Source organism: Streptomyces thermospinosisporus, from assembly GCF_039526425.1.
GTDB lineage: Bacteria > Actinomycetota > Actinomycetes > Streptomycetales > Streptomycetaceae > Streptomyces > Streptomyces thermocarboxydovorans.
In genome coordinates this window covers 17,454-38,500 of sequence record NZ_BAAAIZ010000055.1, presented here as the reverse complement: position 1 = coordinate 38,500, position 21,047 = coordinate 17,454, and the positions used below count along the sequence as shown (strand labels likewise).

At 71.1% G+C, this 21,047-nt stretch carries 15 protein-coding genes; 7 read left to right on the top strand and 8 right to left on the bottom strand.

Features of this window, described 5'->3' with window-relative positions; all coding sequences use genetic code 11:
- Positions 1 to 80: 80 nt before the first annotated feature.
- Positions 81 to 245: a hypothetical protein gene (locus tag ABD207_RS19265; protein WP_344014349.1), complete on the top strand. Its 165-nt coding sequence runs from the start codon at positions 81 to 83 to the stop codon at positions 243 to 245.
- A gap of 91 nt (positions 246 to 336) precedes the next feature.
- Here the strand turns inward: ABD207_RS19265 and dnaE are convergent, their stop codons facing one another.
- Positions 337 to 3,876: a DNA polymerase III subunit alpha gene (gene dnaE / locus ABD207_RS19260; RefSeq protein WP_344014348.1), complete on the bottom strand. Its 3,540-nt coding sequence runs from the start codon at positions 3,874 to 3,876 to the stop codon at positions 337 to 339.
- 214 nt (positions 3,877 to 4,090) lie between these two features.
- Here dnaE and ABD207_RS19255 point away from each other — a divergent pair, with 214 nt between their 5' ends.
- The 4 genes from ABD207_RS19255 (at position 4,091) to ABD207_RS19240 (ending at position 8,877) form a co-directional block, all read left to right on the top strand.
- On the top strand, positions 4,091 to 5,416 hold the full coding sequence (locus tag ABD207_RS19255) for a DUF2252 domain-containing protein (RefSeq protein WP_344014347.1): 1,326 nt from the start codon (positions 4,091 to 4,093) through the stop codon (positions 5,414 to 5,416).
- Positions 5,417 to 5,527: 111 nt separating this feature from the next.
- Positions 5,528 to 6,226, top strand: coding sequence for a hypothetical protein (locus tag ABD207_RS19250; RefSeq protein ID WP_344014346.1), 699 nt, complete (start codon positions 5,528 to 5,530; stop codon positions 6,224 to 6,226).
- 74 nt (positions 6,227 to 6,300) lie between these two features.
- The gene (locus ABD207_RS19245; RefSeq protein ID WP_344014345.1) at positions 6,301 to 7,101 is read left to right on the top strand and encodes a DsbA family protein; all 801 of its coding nucleotides are present in this window, start codon (positions 6,301 to 6,303) and stop codon (positions 7,099 to 7,101) included.
- Between the two features lie 96 nt (positions 7,102 to 7,197).
- Complete coding sequence (locus tag ABD207_RS19240) at positions 7,198 to 8,877, top strand: alkaline phosphatase D family protein (protein WP_344014344.1); 1,680 nt, start codon at positions 7,198 to 7,200, stop codon at positions 8,875 to 8,877.
- A gap of 58 nt (positions 8,878 to 8,935) precedes the next feature.
- On the opposite strand, the gene ABD207_RS19235 is transcribed toward ABD207_RS19240, so the two are convergent.
- Entirely contained in the window at positions 8,936 to 9,508 is a 573-nt protein-coding gene (locus ABD207_RS19235) for a dienelactone hydrolase family protein (protein ID WP_344014343.1), read from the bottom strand.
- A 107-nt stretch (positions 9,509 to 9,615) separates the two neighbouring features.
- Between ABD207_RS19235 and ABD207_RS19230 the strand changes: the two genes are divergently transcribed.
- Entirely contained in the window at positions 9,616 to 10,746 is a 1,131-nt protein-coding gene (locus tag ABD207_RS19230; RefSeq protein ID WP_344014342.1) for a mechanosensitive ion channel family protein, read from the top strand.
- 17 nt (positions 10,747 to 10,763) lie between these two features.
- Here the strand turns inward: ABD207_RS19230 and ABD207_RS19225 are convergent, their stop codons facing one another.
- From ABD207_RS19225 to ABD207_RS19200, 6 genes are all read right to left on the bottom strand, one after another.
- Positions 10,764 to 11,504, bottom strand: a complete 741-nt coding sequence (locus tag ABD207_RS19225; protein ID WP_344014341.1) for an SDR family NAD(P)-dependent oxidoreductase — start codon at positions 11,502 to 11,504, stop codon at positions 10,764 to 10,766.
- A gap of 106 nt (positions 11,505 to 11,610) precedes the next feature.
- The gene (locus ABD207_RS19220; RefSeq protein ID WP_344014340.1) at positions 11,611 to 13,197 is read right to left on the bottom strand and encodes a Na+/H+ antiporter; all 1,587 of its coding nucleotides are present in this window, start codon (positions 13,195 to 13,197) and stop codon (positions 11,611 to 11,613) included.
- 174 nt (positions 13,198 to 13,371) lie between these two features.
- A complete protein-coding gene (locus ABD207_RS19215) occupies positions 13,372 to 13,839 on the bottom strand; it encodes a GNAT family N-acetyltransferase (protein ID WP_344014339.1) in 468 nt (155 codons plus the stop codon).
- Positions 13,836 to 14,780, bottom strand: a complete 945-nt coding sequence (locus ABD207_RS19210) for an RluA family pseudouridine synthase (protein ID WP_344014338.1) — start codon at positions 14,778 to 14,780, stop codon at positions 13,836 to 13,838. Before ABD207_RS19210 ends, ABD207_RS19215 begins: the two co-directional genes overlap by 4 nt.
- 68 nt (positions 14,781 to 14,848) lie before the next feature.
- Positions 14,849 to 15,529, bottom strand: a complete 681-nt coding sequence (gene lspA / locus ABD207_RS19205; protein ID WP_344014337.1) for a signal peptidase II — start codon at positions 15,527 to 15,529, stop codon at positions 14,849 to 14,851.
- A 57-nt stretch (positions 15,530 to 15,586) separates the two neighbouring features.
- Positions 15,587 to 17,635 carry a TraR/DksA family transcriptional regulator gene (locus ABD207_RS19200; protein ID WP_344014336.1) on the bottom strand — a complete coding sequence of 683 codons (2,049 nt, stop codon included), beginning with the start codon at positions 17,633 to 17,635 and terminating at the stop codon, positions 15,587 to 15,589.
- Positions 17,636 to 19,004: 1,369 nt separating this feature from the next.
- On the opposite strand from ABD207_RS19200, the gene ileS reads away from it, so the two are divergent.
- Positions 19,005 to 21,047, top strand: a 2,043-nt coding sequence (gene ileS / locus ABD207_RS19195; RefSeq protein ID WP_344014335.1) for an isoleucine--tRNA ligase, incomplete at its 3' end; no start/stop codon positions are given.

Genomic DNA, 21,047 nt, shown 5'->3' with positions numbered 1-21,047 from the left:
GGTCACTGACCGCCTACGATCACTGACCGCAACGACACCCCTTGGACTCATTCATCTAGATCCCCCACAGGAGGCATCCCATGGCCAAGAACAAGAACCGTGACCGTAAGCAGGCCCACAACCAGCGTGCCCAGCAGGCGCAGCAGCCGACCGCGATCGAGACCCCGGACGAGCAGCGCACCTCGCAGGCGGCTCCCGACGAGATCGCGAGCAAGGGCCGGCAGAAGCGCTTCGGCCACAACTGACATCCGCACATCGGGCTGTTGAGGCCCGGGCACAGCACGAGGGGCGCCCCCGGTTCCGGGAGCGCCCCTCTCGCACGGCGGGCCCGTCCGCTCAGCCGGCCAGGCAGGACGGCCCGAGGAAGGCCTTGAGGTCGCCGAAGAGGGCCGGGTCGGGCTTGACCCGGTGCCGGTCCAGCCGCAGCACCGTCGTCTTCCGCGGCCCCTGGAGCTTGATCCGCACCTCGCTGTCGCCCTTGTGATGGCTGAGGATCTCGCCGAGGCGGCTGACCATCGGCGGGGTCACCCGGGCCGCCGGGATGGTGAGCACCACCGGCGCATTGGTCCCCGCGCTGGACAGGTCGGGGACCATCAGCTCCATCGCCACCAGCCGCGGCACGTCCTCCCGCTTGTCCAGACGGCCCTTGACGAAGACCACCGCGTCCTCGACGAGTTGCGTGGACACCAGCTGGTACGTCGCCGGGAAGAACATGCACTCGATGGAGCCCGCGAGGTCCTCCACCGTGGCGATCGCCCAGGCGTTGCCCTGCTTGGTCATCTTGCGCTGCAGGCCGGAGATGATGCCGCCGATGGTGACCACCGCGCCGTCGCCGAAGTCACCGCCGGTGAGCTGGGAGATGCCCGCGTCGGCCTTGTCGGCCAGCACGTGCTCCAGGCCGAACAGCGGGTGGTCGGAGACGTACAGGCCGAGCATCTCCCGCTCCTGGGCGAGCAGGTAGGCCTTGTCCCACTCCTCGTCGGTGAAGGTGACGTCCAGGCCGAAGCCCGGTTCGTCGCTCTGCTCCTCGCCCATGCCGCCGAAGAGGTCGAACTGCCCCTCGGCCTCCTTGCGCTTGACCGCGACCACGTTGTCGATCATCGGCTCGTACTGGGCCATCAGCCCCTTGCGGGTGTGGCCCAGGGAGTCGAAGGCGCCGGCCTTGATCAGCGACTCGGTGGTGCGCTTGTTGCAGACGACCGCGTCGACCTTGTCGAGGTAGTCCGGGAAGGAGGTGTACTTCCCCTTGGCCTTGCGGCACTTGATGATCGACTCCACCACGTTGGTGCCGACGTTGCGCACCGCGGACAGGCCGAAGAGGATCACGTCGTCGCCCTGGGCGGCGAAATTCGCCTCGGACTCGTTGACGTTCGGCGGGAGCACCTTGATGCCCATGCGGCGGCACTCGTTGAGGTAGACGGCCGACTTGTCCTTGTCGTCCTTCACCGAGGTGAGCAGCGCCGCCATGTACTCGGCGGGGTGGTTCGCCTTGAGGTAGGCCGTCCAGTAGGAGACCAGTCCGTACGCGGCGGAGTGCGCCTTGTTGAAGGCGTAGCCGGCGAACGGCACCAGCACGTCCCACAGCGCCTGGATGGCCTCGTCGCTGTAGCCGTTCTTGCGGGCGCCGGCCTGGAAGATGACGAAGTTCTTCTCCAGCTCCTCCGGCTTCTTCTTGCCCATGACGCGGCGGAGGATGTCGGCCTCGCCGAGCGAGTAGCCGGCGATGATCTGGGCGGCCTTCTGCACCTGCTCCTGATAGACGATCAGGCCGTAGGTGACGTCCAGGACCTCCTTGAGCGGCTCCTCCAGCTCGGGGTGGATCGGGGTGATCTCCTGCTGGCCGTTCTTGCGCAGCGCGTAGTTGGTGTGCGAGTTCATGCCCATCGGGCCCGGCCGGTACAGGGCCGAGACGGCGGAGATGTCCTCGAAGTTGTCCGGCTTCATCAGCCGGAGCAGGGAGCGCATCGGGCCGCCGTCGAACTGGAACACGCCGAGGGTGTCGCCACGCTGGAGCAGCTCGAAGGTCTTGGGGTCGTCGAGCGGGAGGCTCAGGAGATCGATGTCGATCCCCTTGTTGGCCTTCACCATCTTGACGGCGTCGTCCATGATCGTGAGGTTGCGCAGGCCCAGGAAGTCCATCTTGAGCAGGCCGAGCGCCTCACAGCTCGGGTAGTCCCACTGCGTGATGGTCACGCCGTCGGTGTGCCTCACCCAGACCGGGACGTGCTCGGTGATGGTCTCGCTGGACATGATCACGCCGGCCGCGTGCACGCCCATCTGCCGGACCAGGCCCTCCACACCGCGGGCGGTGTCGATCACCTTCTTCACGTCCGGCTCGTTCTCGTACATCGCCCGGACCTCGGCCGCCTCCGAGTAGCGGGGGTGGCTGGGATCGGTGATGCCGGACAGCGGGATGCCCTTGCCGAGGACGTCGGCGGGCATGGCCTTGGTGATGCGGTCGCCCATCGCGTACGGGTAGCCCAGCACGCGGGCGGCGTCCTTGATGGCGTTCTTGGCCTTGATGGTGCCGTAGGTGCCGATCATGGCGACCTTGTCGGCGCCGTACTTCTCGGTCACGTACCGGATGACCTCGACGCGCCGGCGCTCGTCGAAGTCGATGTCGACATCCGGCATGGAGATGCGCTCGGGGTTGAGGAAGCGCTCGAAGATCAGGCCGTGCGGGATGGGGTCGAGGTCGGTGATGCCGAGGGCGTAGGCGACGATCGAGCCGGCCGCCGAGCCGCGGCCGGGGCCGACCGCGATGCCCTGCTTCTTGGCCCACATGATGAAGTCGGCAACCACGAGGAAGTAGCCCGGGAAGCCCATCGAGATGATGGTGTCCATCTCGTACTCGACCTGCTTCATGCGGTCTTCCGGGATGCCGTCCGGGTAGCGGCGGTGCATGCCGCGCATGACTTCCTCGCGGAACCAGCTGACCTCGGTGTAGCCCTCCGGGATGTCGAACTTGGGCATCAGGTCGCGCTTTTCGAACATGCCCGTGGTGTCGACCATCTCGGCGATCAGGGCGGTGTTGGCGCAGCCCTGCTGCCAGGCGTCCGAGGAGTCGATGGCGTACATCTCCTCGGTGGACTTCAGGTAGTAGCCGGTGCCGTCGAACTTGAAGCGGTCCGGGTCGGAGAGGTTCTTGCCGGTCTGGATGCACAGCAGCGCGTCGTGGGCGCTGGCCTCGTGCGCGTAGGTGTAGTGCGAGTCGTTGGTCACCAGGGGCGGGATGCCCAGCTTCCGGCCGATCTCCAGCAGGCCGTCGCGGACCCGGTGCTCGATCTCGATGCCGTGGTCCATCAGCTCCAGGAAGTAGCGGTCCTTGCCGAAGATGTCCTGGTAGTCGGCGGCGGCCTTGAGCGCCTCGTCGAAGTGGCCGAGGCGCAGCCGGGTCTGGATCTCGCCGGAGGGGCAGCCGGTGGAGGCGACGATGCCCTCGGACCACTTGGCGATGGTCTCCTTGTCCATCCGGGGCCACTTCTGCAGCCAGCCCTCGGCGTAGGCGTCGGAGGAGAGGCGGAAGAGGTTGTGCAGACCGGTCTTGTTCACCGCCCACATCGTCTTGTGGGTGTAGCCACCGGAACCGGAGACGTCGTCGCGCTTCTGGTGCGGCTGACCCCAGAGGATCTTGCGCTTGTTGCGCCGCGACTCGGGGGCGACATAGGCCTCGATCCCGATGATCGGGGTGATTCCGGCCTTCTGCGCGGAGTGGAAGAAGTCGTACGCCCCGTGCAGGTTGCCGTGGTCGGACATGGCGATGTGCGTCATGCCCATCTCGTTGCAGGCGTTGAACATGTCCTTCAGCCGCGCGGCACCGTCCAGCAGCGAGTACTGGGTGTGGACGTGCAGGTGCGTGAACGGCGGCTTTGACACGGTGCGGCCTCCAAGGAGAACAGCTGGTGACGGACAGGCGGCGAGTCTTCTGGTCAGCGTCGAAGTCTATGCCCCGGCACTGACACGCGCGGCCCTTCCACGCGTACCTTCGGGCGGGGGTCACGGGCACTCCCGGGCAGCGTCACACGTTGGACACCGGGATGGCCCGGCCCGGCCGTCCGACCACCCGTCCCGCACCAGGAGGCACTCCGCGATGTCGGTCCCGCAGCTCAACGACGAGCACCGCGGTGAGGAGATCCTCGCCGTCCTCGACACCGCCTTCGGCGAGCTCCTCGCCGCCGACCCGGCCGCGTTCCGCGTGAAGTTCCGGAAGATGGCGGCCTCGGCCTTCGCCTTCTACCGGGGGACGGCGTGCCTCTTCTACCACGACCTGCAGGCGGAGAAGCGCTCCGGACCGTACCTGGACGAGCGCACCTCGCGGGTGTGGATCCACGGCGATCTGCACGCGGAGAACTTCGGCACCTACATGGACTCCAACGGCCGCCTGGTCTTCAACGTCAACGACTTCGACGAGGCCTACGTCGGTCCCTTCACCTGGGACCTGAAGCGGTTCGCCGCCTCCGTGGCGCTGATCGGCTACGCCAAGGCGCTCAGCGACGAGCAGATCACCGAGCTGGTGGAGATCTACGCGGCCGCCTACCGCGAGCGCATCCACGCGCTGGCGACGGGCGCCAAGAGCGACGAGGTGCCGCCCTTCACGCTGGACACCGCGCAGGGTCCGCTCCTTGACGCGCTGCGTGACGCGCGCTCGCTGACCCGGTTCGGGCTGCTGGACTCCATGACCGAGATCCGGGACTTCGAGCGCCGCTTCGCCCCCGGCGGCGGCGCGGTCGAGCTGGACGCGGCCACCCGCTACAAGGTGCTCGCCGCCTTCGACGGCTATCTGGAGACGCTGCCGGACGCCTCGCTGGCCCGCCCGGACTCCTACCGCGTCAAGGACGTGGTGGGACGCCGCGGCATCGGCATCGGCTCGGCCGGGCTGCCGTCGTACAACATCCTGCTCGAGGGGCACAGCGACGCCCTGGAGAACGATGTGGTCATCTACATCAAGCAGGCCCAGACACCGGCGGTTTCGCGCCATATCACGGACCCGGCGATCCGGGAGTACTTCCAGCACGAGGGGCACCGCACGGTGATCTCCCAGCGCGCCCTGCAGGCGCACGCCGACCCCTGGCTGGGCTGGACCGAGCTGGACGGCGCGGGGCAGCTGGTGGCCGAGGTCTCGCCGTACGCGGTGGACCTGGACTGGAGCGACATCGACGAGCCGGAGGAGATCGCGCAGGTGGTGGCCGACCTCGGCCGGGCCACGGCGGCGATGCACGCGGCGGCGGACGACACCTCGGGCGAGTCGCTGGTGCCGTTCTCCACGGAGCGGGCCATCGACGCGGCGATCGCCGCTGACGAGGAGGGGCTGGCGCCGCTGCTGGTCGACTTCGCGCACACCTACGGCGCGCGGGCCCGCGCCGACCACCAGATCTTCCTGGACCTGTTCCGCAACGGCCGGATCCCGGGCCTGTGAGCCGGCGCCGGGCCGCCCGCCGCTCAGGCCCGTTCCCCGGCCCCCTTCCTCTGGCCCTTGGCTGACCCTTTAGCGCTCCCTTACCGGAGCGCATGACACACTTTCCCCGCCATGGACATATCCGGAACCCAGCTCAGAGCCGTCCGCGCGGCGCTGTTCACGGCCGTGGTCGTGACGCTCAGCACCGCGTCGCACGTGCTGCTGTCCGGGGCTCCGCTGCCGCTGAACACGGTGGCCGCGATCGCCGGGGCGGTGTTCGTCCTGGCGTTCGCCCTGGCCGGCCGTGAGCGGTCCTTCGGGCACATCGCCGCGCTGCTGATCCCGCTGGAGCTGGCCGCCGACACGGTCTTCACCACCGGCCAGCACGTCTGCTACGGCCGGGCGGGCGGGCCGGTCGCCGGCCCGCTGCGCGAGGTCGGCTTCGACGTGCTGTGCGGCGACGGCACGAGTGTGGGGGCGCCGCTGGCCCGGGTGACGGGCCCGGCGGGCGGCGGTGACCGGCTGCCGGCCCTGCTGGCGCAGGCCGACCCGGGCACCGCCTGGCTGCTGCTCGGCGCGCACATCGGGGTCGGCCTGGTGGCGGCGGCCTGGCTGCGCCGCGGCGAGCGGGCGCTGGGGCAGCTGCTGCGGGCGGTGGCGGCGACGACCTTCCGTCCGCTGCTCCTCGCGGTGGCGGTGATCACGGCGCACCGCGCGCCCCGCATCCGCCGCCCCTCCCGCCCGACGGCCCCCACCCCAGCGATCCGCCTGCTGCTCCTCTCGCACTCCCCGGGACGCAGGGGACCCCCGTGCCCGGTCACGTCCGCGTGACCTGAACCGAGCACGACAGTCCCTGCACACATCCCGCACCCCCGTGTGGTGCGTTCCGTTGGAGCAGAACACTTATGAGCAAGCGAAACAGCCACGCAGCCAAGACCGCCGCCCGCGAACGCCTCCGCGCCGAACGCGAACGCCAGGCCAAGAAGGCCAAGCTGAGGCGGCAGATCATCGTCGCCTGTTCCATCGTCGGCGTCCTCGCCGCGGCCGGCGGCATCGGCTACGCCCTCGTCCAGGCCAACAAGCCCTCGGGCTGGGACAAGGCCGCCAAGGCCAAGGTGGTCGCCCCCGCCAACACCTCGGGCAAGAACGGCACCACCGTCACCATCGGCGAGTCCAAGACCGACAACGTGGTCCACCTCTACGAGGACCCGCGCTGCCCGGGCTGCGCGGCCTTCGAACAGAACGTCGGCGAGGCCGTCAACAAGGGCATGAAGGACGGCGACTACAAGCTCACCTTCACCGTCGGCACCTTCCTGGACGACCGGCTGACCGGCGAGGGATCCAAGAACGCCCTCAGTGCTCTCGGTGCCGCGCTGAACGTGAGCACCGACGCCTTCCTCGACTACAAGGCGGCGCTCTACTCGGCCGAGTACCACCCCGAGGAGACCGAGGACGAGTTCGCCAAGGACGACTACCTGCTCAAGGTGGCCGACACGGTGGACGCCCTGAAGGGCAACAAGGAGTTCCAGAACGCCGTGAAGAAGGGCACCTACGACGCCTGGGCGCTGAAGATGAGCGACTCCTTCGACAAGACCAAGGACGTCAAGTCGACCCCGACCATCAAGATCAACGGCAAGGTGATCGAGACCCCGGGCACGCCCGCCGAGTGGCAGAAGGCCCTCAAGGACGCGGGCGTCACCAAGTGACCCCCGGATGACCTAGGCCGAATCACTGTCAAAGAGCGGACGAATTCCGGCGAGTTCGTCCGCTCTTGCATGTACCTGCCAGTAGCCTGATCGGCTGTGACCAGTCGATACAGATCATCCAAGAGCTCTGTTTCCGCCACTGCGGACGTCAAGTCCCTCTCTCCGCGCCGCCGTTCGGTCGTCAAGGCTGCCGCCGCCACCGCGGTGCTGGCCGGGCCGCTGGCCGCCGCGCTGCCCGCCCGCGCCGCCGCTCAGGCGCCCGCCTTCCTGCACGGTGTCGCCTCCGGCGATCCGCTGCCGGACGGCATCCTGCTGTGGACGCGGGTGACGCCGGTGCCCGAGGCGACGCCGGGCTCGGGGACCGGCCCGGACACCGAGGTGAGCTGGACCGTCGCCCGGGACAAGGCGTTCACCGACATCGTCGCGAAGGGTGCCACCCTCGCCACCGCCGCCTCCGACCACACCGTCAAGGCGGACATACGCGGCCTCAAGCCGGCCACCGAGTACTGGTTCCGCTTCTCGGCCGGCGGCACCGACTCCCCCGTCGGCCGGACCCGCACCGCCCCGGCCCCCGACGCCGCCGTCGGCGGGCTGCGCTTCGGCGTCGTCTCCTGCGCCAACTGGGAGGCCGGCCACTTCGCCGCGTACCGCCACCTCGCCGCCCGCACCGACCTGGACGCCTGGCTGCATCTGGGCGACTACATCTACGAGTACGCCAGCGGCGGCTACGGCACCCGCGGCACCGTCGTCCGCCCGCACTCCCCGGCCCACGAGATCCTCACCCTCGCCGACTACCGCCTGCGGCACGGCACCTACAAGACGGACCCCGACCTCCAGGCCCTGCACGCCAAGGCCCCGGTCATCGCGATGTGGGACGACCACGAGTTCGCCAACGACACCTGGTCGGGCGGCGCCGAGAACCACACCGAGGGCGCCGAGGGAGCCTGGGCCGCCCGCCAGGCCGCCGCCAAGCAGGCCTACTTCGAGTGGATGCCGGTGCGCCCCGCGATCGAGGGCACCACCTACCGCCGTCTGCGCTTCGGCAAGCTCGCCGACCTCTCCCTGCTGGATCTGCGCTCGTTCCGCTCCCAGCAGGTCTCCCTCGGCAAGGGCGAGGTCGACGACCCGGACCGCACCATCACCGGCCGCGCCCAGCTCGACTGGCTCAAGGCGGGCCTGTCCGCCTCCGACGCCACCTGGCGGCTGGTCGGGACCTCGGTGATGATCTCGCCGTTCGCCATCGGCTCGCTCCCCGCGAGCCTGCTCAAGCCGCTCGCCAAGCTGCTCGGCCTGCCCCAGGAGGGCATCGCCTTCAACACCGACCAGTGGGACGGCTACACCGACGACCGCCGCGAACTCCTCGCGCATCTGCGCGGCAACGCCATCCGCAACACCGTCTTCCTCACCGGCGACATCCACATGGCGTGGGCCAACGACGTACCCGTCAACGCCGGTACGTACCCGCTGTCCGCCTCGGCCGCCACGGAGTTCGTCGTCACCTCGGTCACCTCCGACAACCTCGACGACATCCTGAAGGTGAGCGAGGGCACGGTCTCCTCGGTCGCCGCCCCGCTGATCAAGGCGGCCAACCGGCATGTGCACTGGGTCGACACCGACCGCCACGGCTACGGCGTGCTGGACATCACCGCCGAGCGGGCGCAGATGGACTACTACGTGCTCTCCGCCCGCACCCCGGACGCCACCGCCGCCTGGGCCCGCTCCTACCGCACCCGCAGCGGCACCCAGAAGGTGGAGCGCAGCTACGACCCGGTCTGATCCGGATCAACGGGCCGGGTCAGCGGTTCCGGGTCGGGTCCAGACCGACAGGTCCTGGTCAGTCCAGAGAGTCGAGGAAGCCGAGTGCCACCCGCCAGGTGGCCTCGGCGGCCTCCTCGTCCCAGTCCGGCAGGCCGGGGTCGGTGTAGAGGTGGCCGGCCCCGGCGTACCGGTACACCTCGACGTCCGCCCCCGTCCTGCGCATCTGCAGATACCAGGCGCTCAGCCAGTCGTCGGTCTCGAACGGGTCCGGCTCGGCGACATGCAGCTGCACCGGCAGCTCGTCCACCGAGGCGTTCGGCGCGATGTCCGAGGTGCCGTGCAGAAGCAGCAGGCCCCGCGCCTTGTCGTCGCCGAGGGCCAGCGTCTGCGCGATCGAGGCGCCGAGCGAGAAGCCCGCGTACACCAGCCCGCGCTCCGAGTAGGGCGCGGCGGCCAGCACGGCCCGCTTCAGCAGCTCGTCCTTGCCCACCTCGTCCTTGTACTCCATGCCCTCCTCGACGGTGTCGAACGTGCGGCCCTCGAAGAGGTCGGGCGTCCACACCTCGTGTCCGGCCGCGCGCAGCCGGTCGGCGGCCTCCCGCACCGCGGGCCGGAGACCGTAGGTCGAGTGAAAGAGCATGATGTTCATGCCGACCATGGTGCCAGCCGGAGGCGACCGCGCCGGACCGCGGCCGTACCCGCGACGCCATGGAAGTCACATGTTCATACCGCTGTGGTCCGGTTAGGTTCGCAGGCATGGATGACGTGCTTCGCCCGCTGATCGTGGTCGGCGGCTCGGTCGTGCTCACGCTGCTGCTCGGCTGGGCCACCGACAGGCTGCTGCGCAAGGCCGACCAACGGCACCCGGAGACCCCGCTGTGGGGGCTGCTCCGCCGCGGCCGCGTCCCCTACCAGCTGCTGCTGTGCGCTGCCCTGCTCAGAGGGTCGTACGTCGAGGCCCGGGTGCTCCCCGAGCACCAGGTCGGCATCGGCCGGACCCTGACCCTGGTCCTGATCGGCTCGGCCGCCTGGCTGGTCATCCGCATCGCCGCGGCCGTGGTCGAGACCTCCTACACCCGCTACGCCAGCGCCCACGCCCAGCGCGACCCGGCGCGGGTCCGCCGGGTGCGCACCCAGGTGACGCTGATCCGGCGGGTGGTCTCGGCGATCGTCGGGGTCGTCGCCGTGGCCGCGATGCTGCTGACCTTCCCCGCGATGCGCGCCGCCGGTGCCTCGCTGCTCGCCTCGGCCGGCATCCTCGGCATCGTCGCCGGTGTCGCCGCGCAGTCGACGCTGGGCAACATGTTCGCCGGCCTGCAGATCGCCTTCGGCGACATGGTGCGCATCGGCGACACGGTGGTGGTGGACGGTGAGTGGGGCACCGTCGAGGAGATCACCCTCACCTTCCTGACCGTGCGCACCTGGGACGAGCGCCGGATCACCATGCCGGTGTCGTACTTCACGTCCAAGCCGTTCGAGAACTGGTCGCGCGGCACCCCGCAGATGACCGGCACCGTCTTCTGGCACCTGGACCACACCGCCCCGCTGGACGCGATGCGCGAGCGGCTCCGCGACATCCTGCGCGAGTGCCCCGCCTGGGACGGCCGCGCCTACAACCTGACCGTGACCGACACCACGCCCAGCACCATGGAGGTGCGGGCCCTGGTGACGGCGAAGGACGCGGACGACATCTGGACGGTGCGGGTCACCGTCCGCGAGCAGATGATCCGCTGGCTGGCCGAGGAGCACCCGTACGCCCTGCCCCGCATCAGCACGGCGGAGGCGGTCCCGCGCCCCGCGCTGGACCGCCGGCGCTCCGCCTCGATCTCCGCCCCGGCCGGGATATCCGCGGCGCGGAACACCCAGGGGCCGCCGTCCGACGGGTGAACCGGGGGGCGCCCGGCTCAGTGTCCGCGCTCGGCTCCGCCGTTGACCTGGATGATCTGCGAGGTGATGTGCCCGGCGCCCGGTGAGGCCAGCCAGTGCAGCGTGGAGGCGATGTCACCGGGGGTGCCGGCCCGCTTGTCCAGGGTCTCGGCGATCAGCCGTGCCCGCCGCTCCTCGTCCATGCCGTCGCCGAAGAACGCGGTGTCCTCCACATAGCCGGGCGCGACGACGTTCACGGTGATGCCGTGCGGGCCCAGCTCCCGGGCCAGGGCGTGGGCGTACGGGTGCAGCCCCGCCTTGGCGGCGGCGTAGGCCACCTGGCCGGAACCGCGGTAGGCGGCGATGGAGCTGAGGAACAGCACCCGGCCGCCCGGCTCGGCGAGCCGGTGCTTGAGGGCCTCGGTGAGCAGGACGGCGGTCAGCACATTGAGCCGGAAGTTGACCGTCCAGTGCCGGGCGACGGCATCCAGCGGGTCGTCGCCCCCGACCGGGGGTTCGAGCAGCCCGTTGCCTCCGGCACTGTGGATCAGCACATCCACAGCGCCGAATTCCCGGCCCACGAATCCGGCGACCGAGCGGACCGCCTCGGGGTCCGCGAGATCCGCGGCGAAGGTCAGCGCCCCGGGCACCCCGGCCCGCTCCAGCACCTCCCGCCGGCGCCCGATCAGCAGCACCTGGTCCCCGTCGGCGGCGAACATCCGGGCGGCGGCCAGCCCGATCCCGGTGCCGCCACCACTGATCACAACGTTCCGAGTCATGAGGGCACCCTACGAAGCACGGGCCCCCGAAGGCGTCAGGCCGCGAAGGAAACGCACACCGCGCCGGGAAAAGCCCTGGTGCGGGTGCCGCAGCCCGGGGCCGGCGTCAGCGCAGGCTGCGGACGTCCAGGTGCCGCAGCACCCGGTCCACCACCTCGGGGACCGCCCCCGGCTCGCTCCGCGCCGCCAGCACCTCGTGCCGGGCGGCGCTGAGCATCTCGCTCTCGATCCGGCGCAGCCGCTTCAGCCGCTTCGCCCGCTGCCGGTGCGCCTCGCGCCGCTCGTCCTCCGCCATCTCCGGGCTGATCCGCACCGCGATGTCGAAGGCCCGCCGCATCATCTGCTCCGCCAGGTCCTCGGGCAGCCCCTCCTCCTTCTCGATCTCCCGCAGCCTGTGCTTGGCCGCGTCGGCCGCCCGCACCGCCAGCTCGTGCTCCATCCGCTGCTCATGCTCGGTGTCGGCCTGCACCCGCAGCCGTCTGACCAGCCACGGCAGCGTCAGCCCCTGGAGCAGCAGCGTGGTCATGATCACACCGAACGCGATGAAGATGATCTCGCCCCGGGCCGGGAAGGCCTCCCCCGCGTCCGTCTCCAGCGGGATCGCCAGGGCCAGCGCGACCGAGGCCACGCCCCGCATCCCCGCCCACCACATGACCACGGTCTCCCGCCAGCTGACCGGGATCTCCTCGTCGACATCGCGTGCCGCGTGCAGCCGCTGCGCCAGCCAGGTCGCCGGCAGCAGCCACAGCAGCCGCACCATGATCACCACGCCCACGACCGCGCCCGCCCAGCCGAGCAGCTCGCCCCACCGGCCCGAGGCGGTGTTGACCACGTTGTGCAGCTCCAGCCCGACCAGCCCGAACGCCACGCCCGTGACCAGCGTGTCCACGATGTCCCAGAAGGTGTGCCCGGCCAGCCGGGTCATCACGTCGTCGGCGTCGGTGGCGTACTCCACCAGGAACAGCGCGGTGGTGAGCACCGCCAGCACCCCGGAGCCGTGCAGCTCCTCGGCGAGGACGTAGGAGGCGTAGGGGACGAGCAGGCTCAGCCCGATCTGCAGGGTGGGATCGTCCAGCAGGTCCATGAGCTTGTTGGCGCCCCAGCCCAGCGCGAGCCCGATCACGACGGCGACGACGGCCGAGAGCACCAGGTCGAGCCCGGCCTCCCAGACGGAGAACGTCCCGGTCACGGCGGCGGCGATCGCCACGTGGTACAGCACGATCGCCGTGACGTCGTTGAACAGCCCCTCGCCCTCGAGGATCGACACCAGGCGGCGCGGCAGCCCCAGCTTCCCGGCGACCGCGGTGGCCGCCACGGGGTCGGGCGGCGCGACCAGCGCGCCGAGCGCCGCGGCGGCGGCCAGCGGCAGGCCGGGCACGATCGCGTGGGCGACGGTGGCCACGCACATCATGGTGACCAGGACCAGGGCCACCGCCAGCAGCAGGATGGGTTTGATGTTGGCCGCGAACTGCCGCCAGGAGGTGCGGCGCACGGCCGCGTAGAGCAGGGGCGGCAGGATCAGCGGGAGGATCAGGTCCGGGGGGATGTCGACGTTCGGGACGAACGGCAGCAGAGCCATGACGATCCCGAGGACCGTCATCAGCACCGGGGCGGGCAGCCCCAGCCGGTCTCCGACCGGGACGCTCACCAGGGCCCCCACCAACAGGGCGAACAGCAGGGCCAACTGATCCACGGTCAGCGCTCCGGGAGGTCGGTGATCGGACAGCCGGCTTCCAGCCTGCCACGACCGGGCGCTCACCAGGCTGTTCGCGCGCTCCCGCTACAACACGCGCCGCGTGGCTTTGCTGCAGCGCGCGCCGCATGGTCCTGTTACAGCGCGCCGCATCACCAGATCACCAGGGCGCTGCTACAGCACGCGCCGCATGGCCCGGTGCGGCATGCCCGCGTCCTCGAACTCCGGCCCGTACGCCACGTACCCGAGCCGCTCGTAGAAGCCGAGGGCGTGGGTCTGGGCGTGCAGGTCGACGGCCGTGAGACCGCGCTCGCGGGCCAGGTCCTCGATGGCGCGCACCAGCGCCGCACCGACGCCGAGCCCGCGGGCCTCCCGCAGCACCGCCAGCCGCCCGAGGGCGCCCACGGAGGCGTCCCCGCCGTTCTTCGCGGCGGCGGCCTCGCCGTGCAGCAGCCGGCCGGTGCCGAGCGGGGTGCCGTCCTCCCGGACGGCGAGCACATGCACGGCCCCGGCGTCGTAGGCGTCGTACTCGATGTCCTCGGGGACGCCCTGCTCGGCGACGAAGACCTCCTTGCGCACCGCGAAGCACGCCTCGCGGTCGGCGCTGTCCCGGGCCTCGCGGACGACGTAGGAGACGGTCATGCCCAGGTCTCCTCGCGGACCTGGTCCAGCGCCCGCTGCAGGTCCTCGGGGTAGTCGCAGGAGAACTCGACCCACTGGCCGTCGCCGGGGTGCTCGAAGCCGAGCCGCACCGCGTGCAGCCACTGGCGGGTCAGGCGCAGCCGCTTGGCGAGCGTGGGGTCCGCGCCGTAGGTGAGGTCGCCGACGCAGGGGTGCCGGTGGGCGGCCATGTGGACGCGGATCTGGTGGGTGCGGCCGGTCTCCAGCTTGACGTCCAGCAGGGAGGCGGCGCGAAAGGCCTCGATCAGGTCGTAGTGGGTGACGGACGGCTTGCCGTCGGCGGTGACCGCCCACTTGTAGTCGTGGTGCGGGTGCCGGCCGATGGGGGCGTCGATGGTGCCGCTGGTCGGGTCGGGGTGGCCCTGGACCAGCGTGTGGTAGCGCTTGTCGACCGTGCGCTCCTTGAACTGGCGCTTCAGCGAGGTGTACGCCCGCTCCGACTTGGCGACGACCATCAGGCCCGAGGTGCCGACGTCGAGGCGGTGCACGATGCCCTGGCGCTCGGCGGCGCCGGAGGTCGAGATGCGGAACCCGGCGGCGGCGAGACCGCCGATCACGGTCGGGCCGGTCCAGCCGGGCGAGGGGTGCGCGGCGACCCCGACGGGCTTGACGATCACCACCACGTGCTCGTCGTCGTGCACGATCTCCATGCCCTCGACCGGCTCGGCGACCACCCGCACCGGCGCGGGCGGGGCGGGCATCTCCACCTCGAGCCAGGCACCGCCGCTGACCCGCTCGGACTTGCCGACCACCGATCCGTCGACCGTGACCTTCCCCGCCGCGGCCAGCTCGGCCGCCTTGGTGCGGGAGAAGCCGAACATGCGGGAGATGGCGGCGTCGACACGCTCGCCCTCCAGGCCGTCGGGCACGGGCAGGGTACGGATCTCGGGAATCGTGCTCACCCGTCGAGTATGCCGGACGGCCGGGGCACTCCCGTACGAGAGCCCTCGTGACTTCAGTCCTTGTGGCCTCAGTCCTTGTGGACGGTGCCGTCGGGGTCGAGGCCGCGGAAGGACAGCAGGACGATCAGGATGCCGCCGCACACGATCGCCGAGTCCGCCAGGTTGAACACCGCGAAGTGCTTGGGCGCGATGAAGTCGACCACCGCGCCCTTGAAGACGCCCGGCGAACGGAAGATCCGGTCGGTGAGGTTGCCGAGGGCGCCGCCGAGGAGGAGTCCGAGGGCGATCGCCCAGGGCAGGCTGTACAGCTTGCGGGCGAGCCGGACGATCACCACGATCACGGTGGCCGCGATCACCGTGAAGATCACGGTGAAGGCCTCGCCGAAGCCGAAGGCGGCGCCGGCGTTGCGGATCGCCTCGAAGCGCAGCCAGTCCCCGATGATCTCGATGGGCTCGTGGTGCTCCAGCTTGGCGACCACGATCATCTTGCTGATCAGGTCGAGGGCGTAGGCGAAGGCGGCGACGGCGAACAGCACGGCGATCCGCCGCTTGCCGCGGGGGCGCCCGTTCTGCTCCGCCGTCTCCCCGGCACCGGACTCACCGGCCGGGGCCGTCGCGCCGTGCGCGCCGGCCCCGCGGGTGTCGGTCTCGTGGGCATCGGTCTCGTGGGCATCGGCCGCCCGCTCCTGCCCGTCCCGGTCCGCGTCCGGGGTGTCCGGCGTACCGATGATGCGCTCCGCCTCTGCCACGTGAGTCCCTCAGCCCTAGGTCCTTGACTGAGGACGAGGGTACGTCACGCCGGCTGGTCAGTATCGGCGCTCCTGCTTCTGCTTGCACTCCACGCACAGGGTGGCCCTGGGGAAGGCCTGCATGCGGGCCTTGCCGATGGGGTTCCCGCAGTTCTCGCACAGTCCGTAGGTGCCGGCGTCCAGGCGCTGCAGGGCGCGCTCGGACTGGGTGAGCATCTCGCGTGCGTTGGCGGTGAGCGCCAGCTCGTGCTCGCGGGTGATGTTCTTGGTTCCGGTGTCGGCCTGGTCGTCGCCGGCGCCGTCGCCGGAGTCCCGCATGAGGCCGGCCAGCGACTGCTCGGCCGAGCTGATCTCCTCGCGCAGCCGCAGCACCTCGGCCATCAGCTCGGCCCGGGCCTCCTCGACCTCCTCCGGCGTCCAGGGGTCCTCGCCCGGGCGCACCGCGAGCTCGCCGGGCTCCGCCGCGGCGAGCCGTGCCTTGGGTACGGCGGTCGTCTTCGCCGCCGTGGCCGTGCCAGGAGTCTTCTTCGCACCCACCGTCGTCGCTCCCGTCTGCGGTGCGGTCTCGTCCGCGCCCGCGCCAGTGGCCGTGCCACGCCCGGCCATGTCCTGTGTTCCCCCGGTCTCCCCGGTGCCCTTCACCCCACCGACGCCAGCCTTCCCACCGGCCGCCGCGGCCTCCTTCTCCGCACCTTTCTGAGCTGCGGCCGTCTTCTTGGCCGCCGTCTTCTTGGCCGCCGTCTTCTTGGCCGCCGTCTTCTTGGCGGGGGCCTTCTTGGCCGCGGCGCTCTTCTTGGCTGCGGCGGTTTTCTTGGCGGGGGTCTTCTTCGCCGCGTCCTTCTTCGCAGCCGCCTTCTTCGCCGGCGCCGTCTTCTTGCCCACGGCCTTCTCAGCCACCGGCTCCGCAGCCTCGGGCACCTCACCCGACGCGGCCTCCCCGGCCGCGCTCGCCTCGCTCGGCACGGCCTCCTCGGCCGCAGCCTTCCTGCCCGCCGCGGCCGTCTTCCTCGCCGCCGTCTTCCTCGCGGCCGCCTTCTTGGCCGAAGCCGCCGCCTTCGCCCCGGTCCGCTTGCCCGCAAGCCGCGGCTCCTCAGCCACGCTCGCCTCGCTCGGCACGGCCTCCTCGGCCTGCTCGGCCGCAGCCTTCTTCCCAGCCGCCACCGACTTCCTCGCGGCCGACTTCCTGGCCGCACCCTTCTCGGCGGCCGGCCCGGCAGCCTCAGGCTCGGCACCCGGCGCCGCCTCCCCATTGGCATCCCGCCCGCGCGCCGCCACTTCCTCATCCGCGGCCTTCCTGCCTGCCGCGGCCGTCTTCCTCGCCGCCGCCTTCTTCGCAGCCGCCGCCTTGGCCGAGGCCGCCGTCCTCGCCCCAGCCCGCTTGCCCGCGGCCTGCAGCTTCTCACCCGAAGCCGCCTCCTCAGCCACGCCCGCCTCACTGGACGCGGCCTCCGGGGCCAGAGCCTTCTTCCCCGCCGCCGCCTTACTGGCCGATGCCGTCTTCCGGCCCACGGCCTCCCCAGCGGCCGGCGCGACAGTCTCGGGCCCGACACCCGTCGCGGTCTCCCCAGTGGCGTCCCGCCCGCGCGCCGCCACTTCCTCATCCGCGGCCTTCCTGCCTGCCGCGGCCGTCTTCCTCGCCGCCGCCTTCTTCGCAGCCGCCGCCTTGGCCGAGGCCGCCGCCCGCTTGCCCGCAGCCTGCGGCTCCCCACCCGAAGCCACCTCCTCGGCCACGCTCGCCTCACGAGGAGCGGCCTCCTTGGCTGCGGCCTTCTTCCCGGCCGCCGCCTTCTTGGCCGAGGCCGCCGTCCTCGCCCCAGCCCGCTTGCCCGCGGCCTGCAGCTTCTCACCCGAAGCCGCCTCCTCAGCCACGCTCGCCTCACTGGACGCGGCCTCCGGGGCCAGAGCCTTCTTCCCAGCCGCTGCCGTCTTCCTCGCCGTCGCCTTCTTGGCCGGGGCGGTCTTCTTCGCGGCAGCCTTCTCGGCGGGGCCCTTCTTCGCCGCGGCCTTCTTCGCCGCGGTCCTCTTCGCAGGGGCCGTCTTCCTCGCCGTGGCCTTGTCGCCCTCAGCCCCGGTGTCCTCGGTCAGCTCTGCCGGGGCGGTCTCCACAGCCGCAGCCTTCCTCCCGGCTGCCGCCGTCTTCTTCGCTCCGGCCCGCTTTGCCGGTGCCGCCTTCTTGGCCGCGGCCTTGCCTCCGGCCGCCCCGCCGGCTGGGTTCGCGCGTCGCGCCGCCCCGGGCCCGGCAGCCCCCGTGCCCCCAGCACCGGCCTTCCCGCCTGCCGCACCCCTGCCGGAATGCGCAACCCGCTTGTCAGCCGCGCCCTTCCCCTGCGGCTGCGCCTCCTCGGCCGCGCGCGCGGCGCCCGGTGCCGTCTGCTGCGTCTTCCTGCGCGATCCCGCCGCGGCCGACCCGCGCGACGCCGTCTCAGCCACGGCCTCCACGCCCGCGGCACCCCCCACACCCGTGCCGGAGGCCGGGGCCGCCCCGCCATCGGTGGCCTTCTCGGTGCCAGCGGCCTGCTTGCTGCCTGCGGCTGCCGACGCCGCGACCGCCTTCCTCGCCGTTGCGTTCTTCCCCGTTGCGTTCTTCCCCGTGGCGCTCGTTCCAGTGGCGCTCGTTCCCGTGGCGTTCTTCCCCGCGGTGGTCTTCCTCGTAGAGCTCTTCGCAGAGCTCTTCCTCGTCGCGTTCTTCCCCGTCGTCGGCTCCCCGTCGGTGGGCCTGTGCCGCGCGGGCCGTTCCGCCAGCGTCAGCGTCGCCGCGTCCTCGGGCGAGGAGCGGCGCGGCGAGGCACCACGTGTGCCCGTCCTCCCGCCCACCCCCTTGGCCCCACCGCCCCGCGCGGGTCCGGGCCTGCCGGACGCCGACTGCTGGTCGGCGGTCTTCTTCGCCACCATGGCCGCGGCCCCTTCACATATTGTGATCTTGTGCGCGAATCGTGCTGGGACGATAAATCGACTCGAGTCCCGCGGCAACGGGGCACACCGCCCGATTCCCTCGCCTCGCGGACGCCGCGCGGCGGACCTGCATCCGTTGTGCCCAGCTCCCCGCCGGGTATGCCGCCGAGCCGCAGGTCGCTGCACTCGATGGGCGCCACCACCCCATTCGGGGCATGCCGAGCCCGGAAACCGGTCGGCTCCGGTCCCCGGCGCGCCGTACACTGGGCGGAGCGAAAAGCGATGATGGGGACGAGTAGCGGCGTACGCAGCCCAGAGCGACCCGGGGACGGTGTGAGCCCGGGGGCGAGCGCGACGTGAAGATCACCCCGGAGCCGCCGGAAGAAAACCGCGGACGCCCGGCAGGGGCCGCGGTGAGTAGAACCGGCTTCGCGATCCCAATGAGGGGGCTCTTCGGCGCACACGAGGCACCGGGGGGTCAAGGAGGGTGGTACCGCGGGAGCGCGCCGAAACCGGCGTAAGGGCAACACGGCTCTCGTCCCTCCGGACGGAAGGCAGCAAGTCCGCCGGAGGAAGTGCGCTGATGACATCGCCGACGTACCGCCAGGTGCCCGCCCAGGTCGACCTGCCCGCCCTCGAGCACGCGGTGCTCGAGTTCTGGCGTGAGCAGAAGATCTTCGCCAAGAGCCTGGAGCAGTCCGAGGGCCGCCCGGAGTGGGTGTTCTACGAGGGCCCGCCCACCGCCAACGGCATGCCCGGCGCCCACCACATCGAGGCCCGCGTCTTCAAGGACGTCTTCCCCCGCTTCCGCACCATGCGCGGCTACCACGTGGCCCGCAAGGCCGGCTGGGACTGCCACGGCCTGCCCGTGGAGCTGGCGGTGGAGAAGGAACTGGGCTTCTCCGGCAAGAAGGACATCGAGGCGTACGGCATCGCCGAGTTCAACGCCAAGTGCCGCGAGTCCGTGCTGCGCCACACCGACGCCTTCGCCGAGCTGACGACCCGCATGGGCTACTGGGTCGACCTCGACGACGCGTACGTGACCATGGAGCCCGAGTACATCGAGTCGGTCTGGTGGTCGCTGAAGGAGATCTTCAACAAGGGCCTCCTTGTCCAGGACCACCGGGTGGCGCCCTGGTGCCCGCGCTGCGGCACCGGCCTGTCCGACCACGAGCTGGCCCAGGGCTACGAGACGGTCGTCGACCCGTCCGTCTACGTCCGCTTCCCGCTGACCTCCGGCCCGCTGGCCGGCGAGGCCGCGCTGCTGGTGTGGACGACGACCCCGTGGACCCTGGTCTCCAACACGGCCGTCGCCGCCCACCCCGAGGTCACCTACGTGGTGGCGACCGACGGCGAGGAGAAGCTGGTCGTCGCCGAGCCGCTGCTGGAGAAGGCCCTCGGCGAGGGCTGGGAGAGCACCGGGCAGACCTTCACCGGCGCCGAGATGGAGCGTTGGACCTACCGGCGCCCCTTCGAGCTGGTGGAGTTCCCCGAGCCGGCCCACTTCGTGGTCAACGCCGAGTACGTCACCACCGAGGACGGTACGGGTCTGGTCCACCAGTCCCCCGCCTTCGGTGAGGACGACCTCAAGGTGTGCCGCGCCTACGGCCTGCCGGTGGTCAACCCCGTCCGCCCCGACGGCACCTTCGCCGAGGACGTGCCGCTGGTCGGCGGGGTCTTCTTCAAGAAGGCCGACGAGAAGCTCACCGCCGACCTCGACGAGCGCGGCCTGCTCTTCCGGCACATCCCGTACGAGCACAGCTATCCGCACTGCTGGCGCTGCCACACCGCGCTGCTCTACTACGCGCAGCCGTCCTGGTACATCCGCACCACGGCGATCAAGGACCGGCTGCTGGAGGAGAACGAGAAGACCAACTGGTTCCCGGAGACGGTCAAGCACGGCCGCTACGGGGACTGGCTGAACAACAACATCGACTGGGCGCTGTCCCGCAACCGCTACTGGGGCACCCCGCTGCCCATCTGGCGCTGCGAGGAGGGCCACCTCACCTGCGTCGGCTCCCGCGCCGAGCTGACCGAGCTGACCGGCACCGACCAGTCGGGCCTGGACCCGCACCGCCCGTTCATCGACGAGGTCACCTTCGCCTGCCCGCAGGACGGCTGCGGCAAGACGGCCACGCGCGTGCCGGAGGTGATCGACGCCTGGTACGACTCGGGCTCGATGCCGTTCGCGCAGTGGGGCTACCCGTACAAGAACAAGGAGCTGTTCGAGGCCCGCTACCCGGCGCAGTTCATCTGCGAAGCCATCGACCAGACCCGCGGCTGGTTCTACACGCTGATGGCGGTCGGCACGCTGGTCTTCGACAAGTCGGCGTACGAGAACGTCGTCTGCCTCGGTCACATCCTCGCCGAGGACGGCCGCAAGATGTCCAAGCACCTGGGCAACATCCTGCAGCCGATCCCGCTGATGGATCAGCACGGCGCGGACGCGGTGCGCTGGTTCATGGCGGCCGGCGGCTCCCCCTGGGCGGCCCGCCGGGTGGGCCACGGCACCATCCAGGAGGTCGTACGCAAGACGCTGCTGACCTACTGGAACACGGTCGCCTTCCAGGCCCTGTACGCCCGCACCTCCGGCTGGGCCCCGTCCGCGGCCGACCCGGCCCCGGAC

Coding starts and splice junctions, on each gene's coding strand:
- ABD207_RS19265 (WP_344014349.1), top strand. CDS start 81: ATGGCCAAGAACAAGAACCGTGACCGTAAGCAGGCCCACAACCAGCGT.
- ABD207_RS19255 (WP_344014347.1), top strand. CDS start 4,091: ATGTCGGTCCCGCAGCTCAACGACGAGCACCGCGGTGAGGAGATCCTC.
- ABD207_RS19250 (WP_344014346.1), top strand. CDS start 5,528: ATGGACATATCCGGAACCCAGCTCAGAGCCGTCCGCGCGGCGCTGTTC.
- ABD207_RS19245 (WP_344014345.1), top strand. CDS start 6,301: ATGAGCAAGCGAAACAGCCACGCAGCCAAGACCGCCGCCCGCGAACGC.
- ABD207_RS19235 (WP_344014343.1), bottom strand. CDS start 9,508: ATGAACATCATGCTCTTTCACTCGACCTACGGTCTCCGGCCCGCGGTG.
- ABD207_RS19230 (WP_344014342.1), top strand. CDS start 9,616: ATGGATGACGTGCTTCGCCCGCTGATCGTGGTCGGCGGCTCGGTCGTG.
- ABD207_RS19225 (WP_344014341.1), bottom strand. CDS start 11,504: ATGACTCGGAACGTTGTGATCAGTGGTGGCGGCACCGGGATCGGGCTG.
- ABD207_RS19215 (WP_344014339.1), bottom strand. CDS start 13,839: ATGACCGTCTCCTACGTCGTCCGCGAGGCCCGGGACAGCGCCGACCGC.